Annotated in this window: 12 protein-coding genes; 8 read left to right on the top strand and 4 right to left on the bottom strand. The window is 63.6% G+C overall.

Features of this window, described 5'->3' with window-relative positions; genetic code table 11:
• Positions 1-17: 17 nt before the first annotated feature.
• Complete coding sequence (locus tag HPY67_09065; GenBank protein NPV04868.1) at positions 18-1,109, bottom strand: hypothetical protein; 1,092 nt, start codon at positions 1,107-1,109, stop codon at positions 18-20.
• Between the two features lie 402 nt (positions 1,110-1,511).
• On the opposite strand from HPY67_09065, the gene HPY67_09060 reads away from it, so the two are divergent.
• Positions 1,512-3,149: an undecaprenyl/decaprenyl-phosphate alpha-N-acetylglucosaminyl 1-phosphate transferase gene (locus HPY67_09060; GenBank protein ID NPV04867.1), complete on the top strand. Its 1,638-nt coding sequence runs from the start codon at positions 1,512-1,514 to the stop codon at positions 3,147-3,149.
• Between the two features lie 146 nt (positions 3,150-3,295).
• On the opposite strand, the gene HPY67_09055 is transcribed toward HPY67_09060, so the two are convergent.
• Entirely contained in the window at positions 3,296-4,522 is a 1,227-nt protein-coding gene (locus tag HPY67_09055) for an ATP-binding protein (GenBank protein ID NPV04866.1), read from the bottom strand.
• 451 nt (positions 4,523-4,973) lie between these two features.
• Here HPY67_09055 and HPY67_09050 point away from each other — a divergent pair, with 451 nt between their 5' ends.
• The 3 genes from HPY67_09050 (at position 4,974) to HPY67_09040 (ending at position 8,142) form a co-directional block, all read left to right on the top strand.
• Positions 4,974-7,361, top strand: a complete 2,388-nt coding sequence (locus HPY67_09050; protein NPV04865.1) for a tetratricopeptide repeat protein — start codon at positions 4,974-4,976, stop codon at positions 7,359-7,361.
• 200 nt (positions 7,362-7,561) lie between these two features.
• Positions 7,562-7,768: an AbrB/MazE/SpoVT family DNA-binding domain-containing protein gene (locus tag HPY67_09045; protein ID NPV04864.1), complete on the top strand. Its 207-nt coding sequence runs from the start codon at positions 7,562-7,564 to the stop codon at positions 7,766-7,768.
• Positions 7,765-8,142: a type II toxin-antitoxin system VapC family toxin gene (locus HPY67_09040; protein NPV04863.1), complete on the top strand. Its 378-nt coding sequence runs from the start codon at positions 7,765-7,767 to the stop codon at positions 8,140-8,142. The genes HPY67_09045 and HPY67_09040 overlap by 4 nt, the downstream gene beginning before the upstream one ends.
• Before the next feature lie 166 nt (positions 8,143-8,308).
• On the opposite strand, the gene HPY67_09035 is transcribed toward HPY67_09040, so the two are convergent.
• Both HPY67_09035 and HPY67_09030 read right to left on the bottom strand, forming a co-directional pair.
• Positions 8,309-8,728, bottom strand: coding sequence for a PIN domain-containing protein (locus HPY67_09035; protein NPV04862.1), 420 nt, complete (start codon positions 8,726-8,728; stop codon positions 8,309-8,311).
• Positions 8,706-8,954, bottom strand: a complete 249-nt coding sequence (locus HPY67_09030) for a hypothetical protein (GenBank protein ID NPV04861.1) — start codon at positions 8,952-8,954, stop codon at positions 8,706-8,708. Before HPY67_09030 ends, HPY67_09035 begins: the two co-directional genes overlap by 23 nt.
• 111 nt (positions 8,955-9,065) lie before the next feature.
• Here HPY67_09030 and HPY67_09025 point away from each other — a divergent pair, with 111 nt between their 5' ends.
• The 4 genes from HPY67_09025 (at position 9,066) to HPY67_09010 (ending at position 13,227) form a co-directional block, all read left to right on the top strand.
• Positions 9,066-9,740, top strand: coding sequence for a polysaccharide export protein (locus HPY67_09025; GenBank protein NPV04860.1), 675 nt, complete (start codon positions 9,066-9,068; stop codon positions 9,738-9,740).
• Between the two features lie 134 nt (positions 9,741-9,874).
• Positions 9,875-11,080, top strand: a complete 1,206-nt coding sequence (locus HPY67_09020; protein NPV04859.1) for an outer membrane beta-barrel protein — start codon at positions 9,875-9,877, stop codon at positions 11,078-11,080.
• A gap of 153 nt (positions 11,081-11,233) precedes the next feature.
• A complete protein-coding gene (locus HPY67_09015) occupies positions 11,234-11,623 on the top strand; it encodes a four helix bundle protein (protein NPV04858.1) in 390 nt (129 codons plus the stop codon).
• Between the two features lie 38 nt (positions 11,624-11,661).
• Positions 11,662-13,227, top strand: coding sequence for a chain-length determining protein (locus tag HPY67_09010; protein NPV04857.1), 1,566 nt, complete (start codon positions 11,662-11,664; stop codon positions 13,225-13,227).
• Positions 13,228-13,390: the final 163 nt, after the last annotated feature.

Genomic DNA, 13,390 nt, shown 5'->3' with positions numbered 1-13,390 from the left:
CAACAAAAACACGTTACCTACTGATACGCCCTTAGGGGCACTATCGGTTTTTCATTGAGCCGGTAGTGGAACAGCACCGTCAGGACGTTTTCGATCCCGCGGTCGCTCCAGCGGGCCCCGACATCGGCCCTGCGGTTGAGTTCCCTCATCTCCCGCTCCAGGGGAGCGGTGGTCGTGAAGGCAAAGCCCTTGTCGGCCTGCCAGCTGAAGGCGTGCGGCTGAGCGTTTTGGAGGTGCTCGGCCGACTGACGGAAGCCGTCGCGCTGCAGCTCTTTGATAAAGGCATCCAAGCCCTCGGGGGCTCGGGGCCCCCGGCGCCACAGCAACCGCTTGAGGCGCTTCTGGTAGTGCCGGCGCTGCTCGACCTGCATGCCGTCGAGCCAGAGGTAGTGATTGAGCTGGTGCACCAGATGCCAGCGGCAGCGCTGGACCGCAGAGGCACAGGCCTCGAGGTTCAGGCCCCCATCATGCACGAGCCGCTCGATGGGCAACCCCAGCAGTCGCCGGCGAAGCCCCTCGGCATCACCCACGTGCACGTGCACCAGCCGCTTGACGATGGTCGGGCGTCCGGCCACCGCGGGACCCGGGATGGCGCTGACGGCCAGATAAACGGCCGAGCCCCGCGGGTTCTTCCCCGCCTTGACCCGGGTGCCGTCGACCAGCACGGTCTTGCCGGCCACCTCGTCGCTCGGGGCGAGCGTCGCGGCCCGGGCGGCGATCTGGCGCCGCAGCCCCTCCGGGGAAGGCGCATCGGCCAGCAGCGCGCGCAGGGCCCAGGAGGCCCGCCCGAAGGGCATCTGGATCCCCAGCCCGATGGCCTTCTCGACCAGCTCGTCGAGGAAGCGCCGCCCGAAGGGAAGCCCCAGCACGGCATTGACCGGCCGAAACGTCCGGCCGCAGGCCTTGCAGCGCATCTGCAGGACCGCCAGTGACAGGCGCCCCCGCGACGTCCGCAGCACCCGGCTCCGCCAACCCTTGCGGATCAGCGCCGTGCCGTCGCAGCGCGGACAGCGCAGCCGGCCCCGATGGGCCGACAGCCACTGCAGCTGGATGTCCCGAAGCCGCTGCCCGTAACTCCGGGGAAAGGCCTGATCGTACAGGGCGGCCAAATGAACAAACAACCGGTTGACAACGTCCCCGGGGCAGGCAACAATCCATCCGGGAGGGGTAACTCTCCTGGGAGCATCTTGATACCTCCTTTCGAGTTTTGGCGAATTCTCCAAAGGCGTATCAGATGCTCTCTGCTTTTTCAAAGAACAGGTAACGCGTATTTTACGCTATCAGTTCATTAGCTCGTTGGTTCGAAAGACCGTGTTAGGTTTTACGTTTTACGTTTTAGGCATGCCCTTCGGGCGGTTTTAGGTTTTACGTTTTAGGTAAGCCCTTAGGGCGGTTTTACGTTTTACGTTTTACGTTTTAGGTGTTAGGGAAGGAAAAAGTTCGTTAGTTCCGAAAGCCCCCTCACCCCTGCCCTCTCCCGCGGGGGGAGAGGGTGATCTGAATGGAAATAGATGATTTTTCTTTCGACGTTATTGCTGTCCGTCTTTATAACGATAGCCCTCATGCCGCTGTGCTGCCGGGTGGCGGTGGGGGTCAACGCGGTGGACCTGCCCGATCCGCGCAAGGTGCACCCGGCCCCCGTGCCCCGCTGCGGGGGCGTGGCCATGGCGCTGGGGGCGATTGCGCCCATCGTGTTCTGGACGCAGATGTCGCAGCCGCTGACGGCCTACATGGCGGGCGGCGCGATCCTGTTCCTTGCGGGGCTCTACGACGACTTCAGGGGCCTGGGATACCAGGCCAAGTTCATGGCCCAGGTGGCGGCGGCCATGGTGCTCGTGCTCTACGGGGGGGTGGTGATCAGCGACCTGGGCATGCTCCTGCCCGCAGGCTGGCAGCTGCCCGGGTGGCTGGCGGCCATTCTGACCGTCTTCGTGGTGGTGGGGGTGACCAACGCGATCAACCTGGCCGACGGCCTCGACGGCCTGGCCGGGGGCATCTCGCTTCTGATCTTCCTCTTCATCAGCTTCCTGGCCTACCAGGTGGGCAACACGGCCGTGGCCGTCATCGCGCTGGCCCTGGCGGGGACGCTCTTCGGCTTTCTGCGGTTCAACACCCACCCCGCCACGGTCTTCATGGGCGACACGGGGAGCATGCTGCTGGGCTTCTCGGCGGCGACGCTCTCGATCATGCTCACGCAGGGCCACTCGCCCCTGAGCCCCCTGCTGCCGCTGATCCTGCTGGGCTTCCCCATCCTGGACACCCTGGCCGTGATGGCCCTGCGCATCTCCGAGGGCCGCTCGCCCTTCTCGGCCGACAAGCAGCACTTTCACCACCGCCTGCTGCGGCTCGGGCTCTACCAGACCGAGGCCGTCTTCGTCATCTACGTCATCCAGCTCGGCCTGATCCTCTTTGCCTGGTTCTTCCGGTTCCACTCGGAGTGGCTGCTGCTGCTGGGCTACGCCGGCTTCTCGGCGCTCGTCGTGGGGCTCTTCACCGCGGCCGACCGGACGGGCTGGAGGCTCAGGCGCTTCGACCTCGTCGACCGGGTCATCAAGGGCAAGCTCAAGGCGCTCCGGGGCAAGCGGCTGCCCGTGCGGCTCGCCTTCCCGGCCGTCTACATCGGGCTGCCGGCCCTGCTCGTGTTCCTGGCCGTCCTGCCGGCGGCCGTGCCGGGCTACCTCGCGTACCTGGCGGCCTGCCTGGCGGCAACCCTGGCCTTGGTGTGGGTACTCCGGAAGGAGTGGCTGGGCCGGGTCTTCATGCCCTGCCTCTACGTCTTCATCCCCCTGCTGGTCTACGCGGGCGAGCTGGGGGCGGCCGGCTGGCTGTCGCCCCGCACGGTGCGGCTGCACAACGTCGCCTACCTCGCCCTGGCCTTCTTCGCGGTGGCGACGCTGCGGTACACGGACCGCCGGGGCGGCTTCCGGGTGACGCCCATGGACTTCATCGTCGTGGTGCTGGCCCTGGCGGTGACCGCCCTGCCCCGGGAGATCCTGCCCGAGGAGGCCGTCAAGGGCGTGATCCCGAAGATCCTGACTCTGTTCTTCGGCTACGAGGTGCTCGTGGGCGAGCTGCGCGGCGACGTGCGGGTGCTGGCGGGGGTGACGATCTGCACGCTGGGGATCGTTGCGGTGAGGGGTATCTTTTGAGAGTTCGTTAGTTCGTTAGTTCCTTAGTTCGTTAGTTCGTTGGTTCGTTAGTTCAAAAACCGTGTTAGGTATTACGTGTTAGGTTTTAGGGGAAAAGACTGTTCGTTGGTTCCTTGGATCGCAGGGGGGCGTTGGGGTTCGGACCGTCACGAAAGGATGAGGCCGAGGGGAAGGGCCCAGAGCCTCTCACCGAGCCTGACAGCGTCTTTTCCATTGTGGCAGAGGATGCCGGCCCGGCACTGGGGCGTCGAAGAAAGAAACGCCTTGAGGCCCGAGAGATCTCTCTCGTCCCACCGCGCGCCGGATTTGACCTCGAGGGCCATGCAGTGCCTTCCCGCCTCGATGACGAAATCGACCTCGTAGCGTCCCTGCACCGCAAGAAAATGCAGGCGTGCCTCCTGCCAGCGGGAATCGAGGATGCCCGAGAGGTTCTGCGCCGCGAAGGTCTCGAAAAGAGCACCGTACAGGGGGTCGCCCTGCGGCTCCACGTCCGGATCGACCCCGGCCAGCCACGCGGCAAGGCCGGAATCGCTCACGTAGAGTTTCGGCGACTTGATGAGCCTGCTCGCCCTGCTTCTCAGGAAGGGGGGCAGGCGGTGCACGACGAAGGACGCTTCCAGAAGGGAAAGGTACCGGGCGGTCGTTTTGGCGTTCAGCTTCGCATCTCGGCCCAGCCCGCTGGGGCTCAGCAGACCCCCGGTCCGCAGCGCCACGAGCCGCAGGAGATTCCGAAAGGCAATCATGTCGCTGATGCGGCTCAGATCGCGCACGTCCCTCTCAAGGTAGGTTTGCTCGTATCCCCTGAACCACATCGACGGCGGTGTCACCTCGCGCAGGCACACGGCCGGCAGTCCTCCGATGCAGACTTCCTCGGGCTTGACCGCGGCGGATACCGGACCGCGGGGGACAGCGGGGTCTGCAAAGAAACGTTTGATGAAGGGTTCGGAACGCACGGCGCCGCCGAGTTCCCTGCGCGTGAACGGGTGGAGAACAAAATAGAGGGCCCTGCCCGCCAGGCTTTCAGACAGGGCCTTCAGAACGAGGAAATTCGCCGAGCCCGAAAGCAGAAAGCGGCCGGGCTGCCGCTGCCGGTCGACGGACCGTTTGATCGCATCCATGATTTCCGGGCACTTGTGCGCCTCGTCGATCGTCAATGCGTCTGAGCCTTCGATAAACCCGTCCGGGTCCGACTTCGCGGCGGCAAGCTGGCCGAAGTCGTCGAACGTGACGTATCGCCTGCCCTCGAGCCCCGGTTGCCGCTGAAGAAAGGTGGTCTTGCCCGTCTGCCGCATTCCGCTCAACACGACGACGGGCATCTGTTTCAGCGCAGCCAGGACGGCAGGCCCAATATCCCGCTCAACATAAGCTGTCATGATACGACATCTTATAGTGGCATTTTGACAGGGTCAAGGGGAAAGAAGCGAGGGGGGGACAGTTCATTAGTTCGTTAGTTCCTTAGTTCGTTAGTTCGTTAGTTCGTTAGTTCCTTAGTTCGTTAGTTCGTTAGTTCCTTAGTTCCTTGGTTCGTGGGTTCGGCCCTGGATGTGGCCCGTTTAAGTTCCAGGTGTCACGTATTCAGCGAATCATAAGAAACGAAGATTGCCGCGCTTCGCTCCCAATGAACAGCCACGAAGGTCATTGCGAGCGTAGCGAAGCAATCTCAATAAATTCCAGGGATTGCCGCGTCGGCCCTGCGGGCCTGCTCGCAATGACGGATCGACGCTGTTTCTTCCATCGATAACCCTGGCTCCGGAGGGGGGTCAGTGGTGCTCAACGACTTGTTCCAATCGTCTCACTGAATAAACCGACGGGAGGTTTGGGTTGATGAAACGACGCGTTTGGCTCTGCGGCCTGTGTGCACTGCTCATCCTGGCGCTGGCGGCCGGCTGCTCGGGGCCGGAGGAGAAGAAGCTCAAGTTCTTCAACAAGGGCAAGGACCTCTACGACAAGGGGCAGTACACGGAGGCGAAGCTGGAGTTCAAGAACGCCATCCAGATCGACCCGAAGTACGCCGACGCCTACTACATGCTGGGCATGGTGGAGATGCGCACCGGCAACCCCCGGGGGGCCTACGGGGCCTACGCGAAGGCCGTCGAGCTGGACCCGAAGCACCTCAAGGCCCGCCTGGAGCTGGGGCGGCTCTACCTGGGGGCCCGCATGCTGGACAAGGCCCAGGAGGAGGCCTCCCTCATCCTGAAGGAGGACCCGAAGAACGAGGAGGGCCTCCTGCTGCAGAGCGCCCTCTACCTGGCGAAGCAGGACGGGGGGCGGGCGCGCGCCATCCTTGAGGGGCTCATCGGGCAGGGCTCCGTCAACCCCGACGTCTACCTGATGCTCTCCATGGTGTCGCGGCAGGCGGGGGACGATGCGGGCGAAGGGGCCGCCATCCGCCGCGGGATCGCGGCCAGCCCGAGGTCGGTGAGCCTCCACATGGCCCTGGCCGACCACCACGTGCGGCACAAGCGCATGGACGAGGCCATCGAGGCCGTCCGGAAGGCCATCGAGATCGAGCCCGGCAACGAGCGCTTCCGCGTCGCGCTGGCGGGCCTGTACTGGGGCAGCGGCAGGCAGGCCGAGGCCACCGAGGTGCTCAGGGCCCTCACGGCGGCCGACCCCAGGAAGGAGCAGGCCTGGATCGAGGCGGCCGGCTTCTACCTCCAGCGCCAGAAGCCCGACGCGGCCGAGCAGGAGCTCAAGAGTGGCCTCCAGCACAACGACAAGAGCGTCAAGATCCGCATGGCCCTGGCCGAGCTGTACGCCAACACGGGGCGGGTGGACCAGGCCTCCGCCCTGCTGAAGGAGTGTCTGGGGCTCGCCAAGGACGCCGCAAGCCCCGAGGCCGTCCAGGCCAAGAACGCCCTGGCCAAGATCGCGCTGGCCCGGCAGGACCTGGCCGAGGCGAAGAAGTACGCCGACGAGGTGCTCAAGGAGAGCCCGAAGAACACGGATGCCCTGTTCATGCGCGGCACCGTCGCGCTGCTGCGGGGCGAGGCCGCGGGCGCCATCCCCGACTTCCGGGCCGTCGTGACGGAGAACCCGCAGAATATCGCGGCCCACATCCGCCTGGCCGAGGCGCACGCCCTCAACGGCGAGATGAACCTCGCCATGGACACCCTGAAGGCGGCCCAGCGGATCGACCCCAAGTCGAGGGACCTCAACCGCGCCCTGGCCCGGCAGCACGCCCGGCAGAGAAACGTGAGGGAGGCCGAGAACGCCCTGCGCTCGATCCTCCAGGCCAACCCCAACGACCTCGAGGTGATGGTCGAGCTGGGCGACCTCTACATGGCGGCGCGGGACATCAAGCGTGCCGAGGCGCAGTACGCCGAGGTGAAGCGCAAGGCGCCCGACGCGCCCATCGGCTACGTGAAGACGGCGGGGCTGGCCACGGCCCAGGGCAAGTGGGACCGGGCCGTGCCGGAGCTCGAGCAGGCCCTGAAGCTCAACCCGCAGGCCAACGCCGTGGCGGCGATGCTGGCCCAGGCCTACGTGCAGACCCAGAAGCCCGCCCGGGCCGCCGCGCTGGCCGAGGAGCGCATCAAGGCCAACCCGAAGGACGCCTTCGCCTGGAACCTCAAGGGCGAGATCCTGCTGACGCAGCGTGATGCGGCCGGGGCCGAGAGCGCCTTCCGCAAGGCCATCGAGCTGCAGCCCGACTGGCAGGCGCCCCACGGCAACCTCGCGCGGCTCTTCCTCGCGCAGGGCAAGAAGGACAAGGCCATCCAGGAACTCGAGGCGCTGATCAAGGCCAGCCCCGACAACCTGGGCGCCTACCTGTCGATCGCCGCGATCCACAACCAGGCAAAGGACTTCAGGAAGGCCGCCGAGACCTACGAGCGGGCCCTGGCCCGCAAGCCCGACCTGTGGGTGGCGGCCAACGACCTGGCGTTCCTGCTGGCCGAGACCGGCGGCGACCTGGACAAGGCCATGGGGCTTGCCCAGAAGGCCCTCGCCCAGCGGCCCGAGGAGGCCTCGGTGCTCGACACGGTGGGCTGGGTCCACTACAGGAAGGGCGATGCGGCCCGGGCCGTCGAGTACCTCGAGCGCGCGCGGGCCAAGACGGCCGACGACCCGAGCGTCAACTACCACCTCGGTATGGCCTACGCGAAGCTGGGGAAGAAGGAGCAGGCGAAAGAGTATCTGAAGAAGGCACTGGCCTCGGGCCGGGAGTTCCAGGGGAAGGAGGACGCGGCGAAGGCGCTGGGGGGACTCTAATAGAGTTCCATAGTTCCTTAGTGAGTTAGTTCGTTAGTTCGTTGGTTCATTAGTTCGTTGGTTCATTAGTTCGTTAGTACCTTAGTTCGTTAGTTCATCAGTTCGTTGGTGAGTTGGGTTGGCCGCTGACGCGTATGGGGATTGACTGCGGGCGATCGATCTGGTATTCGTAATACGATGAATCGATCGATGGAGGCATCATGGACACGGTGACCGTATCCACCAAGTACCAGGTCGTGATCCCCAAGGAGATCCGGGAGTCCCTGGGCATCAAGCCGGGAACCCGGTTCCAGGTTCTGCGGTATGAGAACCGCATCGAGCTGATACCCGTGAAGCCCCTGCGCAAGATGCGCGGGTTCCTGCGCGGGCTCGACACGGAGATCGAAAGGGACAGGGACCGCGTATGAACCTGGTGGACTCCTGCGGCTGGCTCGAGTATTTCGCCGACGGCCCCAACGCGGACTTCTACGCGGGGGCCATCGAACAGACCGACAAGCTCCTCGTCCCGTCGATCTGCATCCTGGAAGTGTTCAAGAAGATCCTGGGCGAGCGGGGCGAAGCGGCCGCCCTGGAGGCCGCGGCGCTCATGAGCCAGGGGCGCGTCGTCGATCTCGATGTGCCCACGGCCATCGCTGCCGCGCGCATCGGGGCCGAGCGGAAACTCCCGCTTGCCGACAGCGTCATCCTGGCGACGGCCCGGGCGAAGAACGCCCGGATCTGGACGCAGGATGCCGATTTCGAGGGGCTCGAGGGCGTGGAGTACATTCAGCGGAGACGGTAGCAGGAGGGGGAAGGTCGTGAGACAGTTCGTTGGTTCGTTAGTTCGTTAGTTCGTTGGTTCAACAAAAAGACCGTGTTACGTGTTACGTGTTAGGTTTTACGTGTTAGGGGAAAGACAGTTCCTTAGTTCCTTAGTTCGTTGGCCGGCCGATGCAAAGGGACGTGGTTCACAGGAAGGGATTTTCGATCCGGATCCCCTCGATGACCTGACCGTGGTTGAAATCCTCGGAAAGAATGCGGTCGGCGCCTGCCCGCGATGCCGAGGCCACAATCATCGCATCCCAAAACGAGAGTTTGTACCGCTCCTCCAGTTCGGCGGCAAGAAGCACTGAGGCCGCGTCGCCGGGCTCGACATGCCAGACCAGGTAATTGCGGATGACCCCTCGAGCCGCAGCCGGGGCAAGCGGCTTGGGAATCTTTCGAGTGACGTTGACGTAGAACTCCTGGAGGACCTGCGCGCTGAGGATGCCGCTGCGGCTCTCCCACAGGCCGGAAACAACAGCGGCAGCCCTCTCGTGCTTTGGACCGGCATCGAGGTCGTGCGCGTAGATCAGCACATTGGTGTCAACGAAGGTCCTGCCGGTCATGGAGTTCGTCCCGCCTCGCAAGGGGCTTGCCGCCCAGGTGAAACCCTTTTCTCAAGGCAGCCAGAGCGCTTTTTTGGGCCTGTTCATACCGCTCGTGATCCCGGACAAGCCGCTCGAGCTCCTCGCTCAACAGCCTGCTGATGCTGGTTGATCTGCGGGCCGACAGCAGGCGCGCCTTCCGTATCACGTCCTTGTCCAGGCTCAGGGTGATATTCTGCTTTGCCATGGCATGACCCTTGTGACCGATCTCACGTAAAATACGTGTAGCACGGAAACCTTGTGATGTCAATGCGCAGGGGAGGCGCCTCCGGCCTTGACTCCGCCGAGGCGATCCTTTATGAGTAAAAGGCTTGAAAGCAAGCAAATTCACGGTGATCCGGGGGCCGGGCGAAAAACGCCCCCCGGGGAGGCGATCATGAGACGGACCGTCATTCTCACCCTTGTGTGCCTGCTGGCCGCTGCCGCGCCGGCCTGGGCGCAGGGCAATGCCGCCCGCGCGGCGGCGCAGGAGTTTGCATCGGCCTTCGGGCCCGATTACCTGATCGGGCCGGGCGACATCCTCGAGATCTCCGTCTGGAAGGAGGAGGCCCTGACGAAGCAGGTGGTCGTCCTGCCCGACGGGAAAATCTCCTTCCCGCTGATCGGCGAGGTGCAGGCGGCCGGGCGGACGCTGGCGGACCTCAAGAAGGAGCTGGCCGCGAAGCTCGCGAAGTACGCCCCCAAGGAGGAGGTCAACCTCGAGGTCAAGCAGGTCAACAGCATGCTGATCTACGTGATCGGCCGGGTGAACCAGCCCGGGCGCTTTGCGCTGAACACCAACGTCACCGTGCTGCAGGCCCTCTCCATCGCGGGCGGCCTCAACGCCTTCGCGAAGCGAAACCAGATCAAGATCTTCCGGCAGGAGGCCGGGGGCACGCAGATCCTGCCCTTCTCCTACGACGAGGTGACCGAGGGGGAGAAGCTGAGGCAGAATGTGATCCTCAAGCGCGGGGATGTGGTGGTGGTGCCGTAGAAGAAGTTCATTAGTTCATTAGTTCGTTAGTTGGGAAAGAGAGTTCGTTAGTTCAAAGAGGCAGTTCCTTCGTTCGTTAGTTCCTCAGTTCGTTAGTTCGGGGAGAAAGTTCACAAGTGGGGGAAGAGGGGGAGATGCTGAAATCTGCGGTGCGTGTTGCGGTTGCTGCGGCGGTGCTGGTGATGGCCCTTCCGGCCGGGGCGTCGGCTGACGAGTTCCGGGTCGTCCCGTCGCTGGCCCTTAAGGAGGAGTACAACGACAACATCCTCTTTTCGACGAACAACCCGCTGCGGAGCTGGATCACGACGGTCTCGCCCGGGCTCGAGCTCGTGAACCGCACCGAGAAGGTCGACCTGTCCCTCTCGGGGCGGGTGGACATTGCGCGCTACCACAACGAGTCCGACTACAACCGCGAGGACCAGTACTACCGGGCACGCCTGGGGTACCTCTTCGGGCCGCGGACCAACATCCAGGCCGAGGGCGGCTGGTCGCGGGATTACCGGCCCGACCGTGACGTCATCGCCACGGGCATCGTGCTGGGCAACTACCGCCGCGACCGGGCCACGGGAGGCCTGTCGGGCAACTGGGCCGTGACGGAAAGGCTCACCGCCGGGGCGTCCTATTTCTACGAGAACGACAACTACGACGACCCCACGATCTCCGACCTGGAAGGGCACAACGTGTCCCTGGGCCTCTACCACGCCCTGGGGCTCTCGACGAAGGGGCGGTTCAACGTGGGGTACTCCGGCTACCGGTACACGAGCTCCGACGTCAACGGCGTGTGGAGCACCGTGGGCATCGAGCACCGGTTCCAGGAACTCTGGACGGTCGTCGCCGACGCGGGCGGGCGCTTCACCCGGTCGGAGTACAAGGTGACGGAGCTGGTGTTTGTCCCGCCGATTTTCCTCGTCCCGGTGACGAGGGATGTCACCTCGGAGGACTGGGGCGGCGTGGGCAAGCTCTCGGTGAACTACCGGGGGGAAAAGACGACCCTCTCCCTGTCGGCCAATCACGACCTGGCCACGGCCAGCGGCCGCGAGGGCCCCGTGCAGCGCACGGCCTTCGTCGCCGACATCCGCCACCGGCTGACCTACGAGTTCTCGGCGGCCCTCTCGACGGGCTACTACATCAACCACGCCTCCGGGGGCCAGTTCGGGGCCGCCCCCATCGACGAGGAGACCTTCCGCGTGAGCCCCTCGCTGCGCTACGCCTTCACGAAGGACATGTTCCTGGAGCTGCTCTACGACTACACGGCGACCCGGTACAAGAACACGGACACGGATGCAGAGCGGAATCTCGTCTTCCTGCGGTTCTACGTGCAGTATCCGGTGTTTGAGTAGACAGTTCGTTAGTTCCTTAGTTCCCTAGTTCCTTAGTTCGTTAGTTCAAGAAGACGGTTCATTAGTTAATCAGTTCGTTAGTTCGTTAGTTCCTTAGTTCGTAAGTTCAAGAAGACGATTCATTAGTTCGTTAGCTCGAGATAGAAGATCACGATGGCGGCAATCAAGCGATTTGAGGAAATGTTATGCTGGCAGGCTGCCCGGCACCTCGTCAACATCGTTTATCGATATACGAAGAATGACCGCTTCAAGCGAGATTTCGACCTTGCCAGTCAAATCCGCCGAAGCGCTGTCTCATCCATGGCCAACATGGCTGAGGGGTTCCATCGCAGCAGCAACAGGGATTTCATCAAGTTTCTCGATTATTCGCGGGCATCCGTTGCAGAGACTGTCAGTCATGCCTATGTGGCATACGACCAGGGATACATATCCGATGCCGAACTGAAGGACCTGCAGCGGCAGGCCGATGACGTATGGAAGAGCACAAACGGCTTCATGGCTTACTTGAAGCAGGACCTCAAGAAGAAGGATTCCAGGAACTAACGAACTGACGAACTAACAACCAAGGAACTGTTTCTACCATGGACTCGGATGTCAAAACCCTGGGCGACGTGATCGCCATCGTGAAGCGCAGGAGGAACTGGCTGATCTGGCCGGCGGTGGGGGTGTTCCTGCTGTCCGCCGTCATCGCCTTCGTCTGGCCTCCCACGTACCGCTCCACCTCGACGATCCTCATCGAGGAGCAGGAGATCCCCCGCGAGTACGTCATGACCACGGTGTCGAGCTACGCCGAGCAGCGCCTGCAGACCATCAACCAGCGCATCATGAGCTCCACGCGCCTCACGGAGATCATCAACCGCTTCAACCTCTACGCCGACCTCCGGGAGAAGTGGACGATGGAGGAGATCATCGACAAGATGCGCAAGAAGGACATCAAGTTCGAGACGATCAGCGCCGAGGTCATCGACCGCCGCACGGGCCGGCCCACGGCGGCCACGATCGCCTTCCAGCTCTCCTACGAGGGCCGCAACCCCGCCGTGGTCCAGCAGGTGGCCAACGTGCTCGCGTCGCTGTACCTCGAGGAGAACCTCAAGGTGCGCGAGCAGCAGACCGAGGGGGCCACGAAGTTCATGGAGGACGAGCGCAAGGCGGTCGAGGAGCAGCTGGCCGCCCTCGACAAGCAGATCGCCGAGTTCAAGCAGCAGAACGTCAACACCCTGCCGGAGCTCGCCCAGTACAACCTCCAGATCGTCGACCGGCTCGACCAGGACATCGAGCGCCTCAACAACCAGCTCAAGGAGCTGCGCGAGAAGGAGACGTACCTGCAGACCCAGCTGGCCAGCATCCCGCCCGACGCCTCCAACCCCGACAAGGACCGCCTCCGCGAGCTGCGGGTGAAGCTCATCAATCTGCAGAGCCGCTTCACGGACGAATACCCCGACGTGAAGAAGACGAAGGCCGAGATCGCCGAGCTGGAGCGCAAGCTCAAGGCCGCGGGCCAGAGCCCCATCGACAGCAAGCCCGACAACCCCGCCTACGTGACCCTGTCGGCGCAGCTCGCGAGCACCCGCTCGGAGATCGACTCCGTCCGCCGCCAGATCGCCGCGGCGCAGGGCAAGCGCAACGACTACCAGCGGAGGATCGCCACCTCGCCCAAGGTGGAGGAGAGCTACCGGCTGCTGCTGACCCAGCGCAACAACCTGCAGGCCAAGTACGACGACCTCACGAAGAAGTACATGGAGTCCAAGGTGGCCTCGGGGCTCGAGAAGGGGCAGATGGGCGAGCGATTCACCCTGATCGACGCGGCGCGCCTGCCGGAGAAGCCCGTGCGCCCGAACGTGCCCGCCATCCTGCTGATCGGCCTGGTGCTGGGGATCGGGACGGGCGTGGGCGCGGCGGCCCTCAGGGAGTTCAGCGACCAGTCCGTACGCACCGCCGCGGCCCTCTCCGGCGCCCTGGGCCTGCCCGTGCTGGCTGTCATCCCCGAGATCGTGACGGCCGAGGACTCGGCCAGGAACGTCCAGTTCCGGCGGCAGGCGGCCGTTGCCGCCGTGGTCGTCCTCATCGTCGCCGTGGCCGCTTTCCACTTCTTTGTGATGGATCTCGACGTGCTGTGGGCGAAGATCATGAGGAGGATAGTGATATAAATAAACAGTTCGTTAGTTCGTTGGTTCAGAAAAAGACCGTGTTACGTGTTACGTTTTAGGTGTTAGGGGAAAAAAAAGAGTTCGTTAGTTCCTTAGTTCGTTAGTTCGTTGGTTCAAAAAAAGACCGTTTTAGGTTTTACGTTTTAGGAAAGAAAGACAGTTC

The sequence above is a fragment of the Syntrophaceae bacterium genome (genome assembly GCA_013177795.1).
Lineage (GTDB): Bacteria > Desulfobacterota > Syntrophia > Syntrophales > UBA2192 > UBA2192.
The sequence above is the reverse complement of the archived record's forward strand: the minus strand, read 5'-3'. Positions and strand labels throughout refer to the sequence as shown.

What these genes read in the sequence shown, in the direction of transcription:
- HPY67_09030 (NPV04861.1), bottom strand. Translation starts at nt 8,954, where the DNA reads ATGGCAAAGCAGAATATCACCCTGAGCCTGGACAAGGACGTGATACGG.
- HPY67_09050 (NPV04865.1), top strand. Translation starts at nt 4,974, where the DNA reads ATGAAACGACGCGTTTGGCTCTGCGGCCTGTGTGCACTGCTCATCCTG.
- HPY67_09010 (NPV04857.1), top strand. Translation starts at nt 11,662, where the DNA reads ATGGACTCGGATGTCAAAACCCTGGGCGACGTGATCGCCATCGTGAAG.
- HPY67_09015 (NPV04858.1), top strand. Translation starts at nt 11,234, where the DNA reads ATGGCGGCAATCAAGCGATTTGAGGAAATGTTATGCTGGCAGGCTGCC.
- HPY67_09025 (NPV04860.1), top strand. Translation starts at nt 9,066, where the DNA reads ATGAGTAAAAGGCTTGAAAGCAAGCAAATTCACGGTGATCCGGGGGCC.
- HPY67_09020 (NPV04859.1), top strand. Translation starts at nt 9,875, where the DNA reads ATGCTGAAATCTGCGGTGCGTGTTGCGGTTGCTGCGGCGGTGCTGGTG.
- HPY67_09040 (NPV04863.1), top strand. Translation starts at nt 7,765, where the DNA reads ATGAACCTGGTGGACTCCTGCGGCTGGCTCGAGTATTTCGCCGACGGC.
- HPY67_09035 (NPV04862.1), bottom strand. Translation starts at nt 8,728, where the DNA reads ATGACCGGCAGGACCTTCGTTGACACCAATGTGCTGATCTACGCGCAC.
- HPY67_09055 (NPV04866.1), bottom strand. Translation starts at nt 4,522, where the DNA reads ATGACAGCTTATGTTGAGCGGGATATTGGGCCTGCCGTCCTGGCTGCG.
- HPY67_09045 (NPV04864.1), top strand. Translation starts at nt 7,562, where the DNA reads ATGGACACGGTGACCGTATCCACCAAGTACCAGGTCGTGATCCCCAAG.
- HPY67_09060 (NPV04867.1), top strand. Translation starts at nt 1,512, where the DNA reads ATGATTTTTCTTTCGACGTTATTGCTGTCCGTCTTTATAACGATAGCC.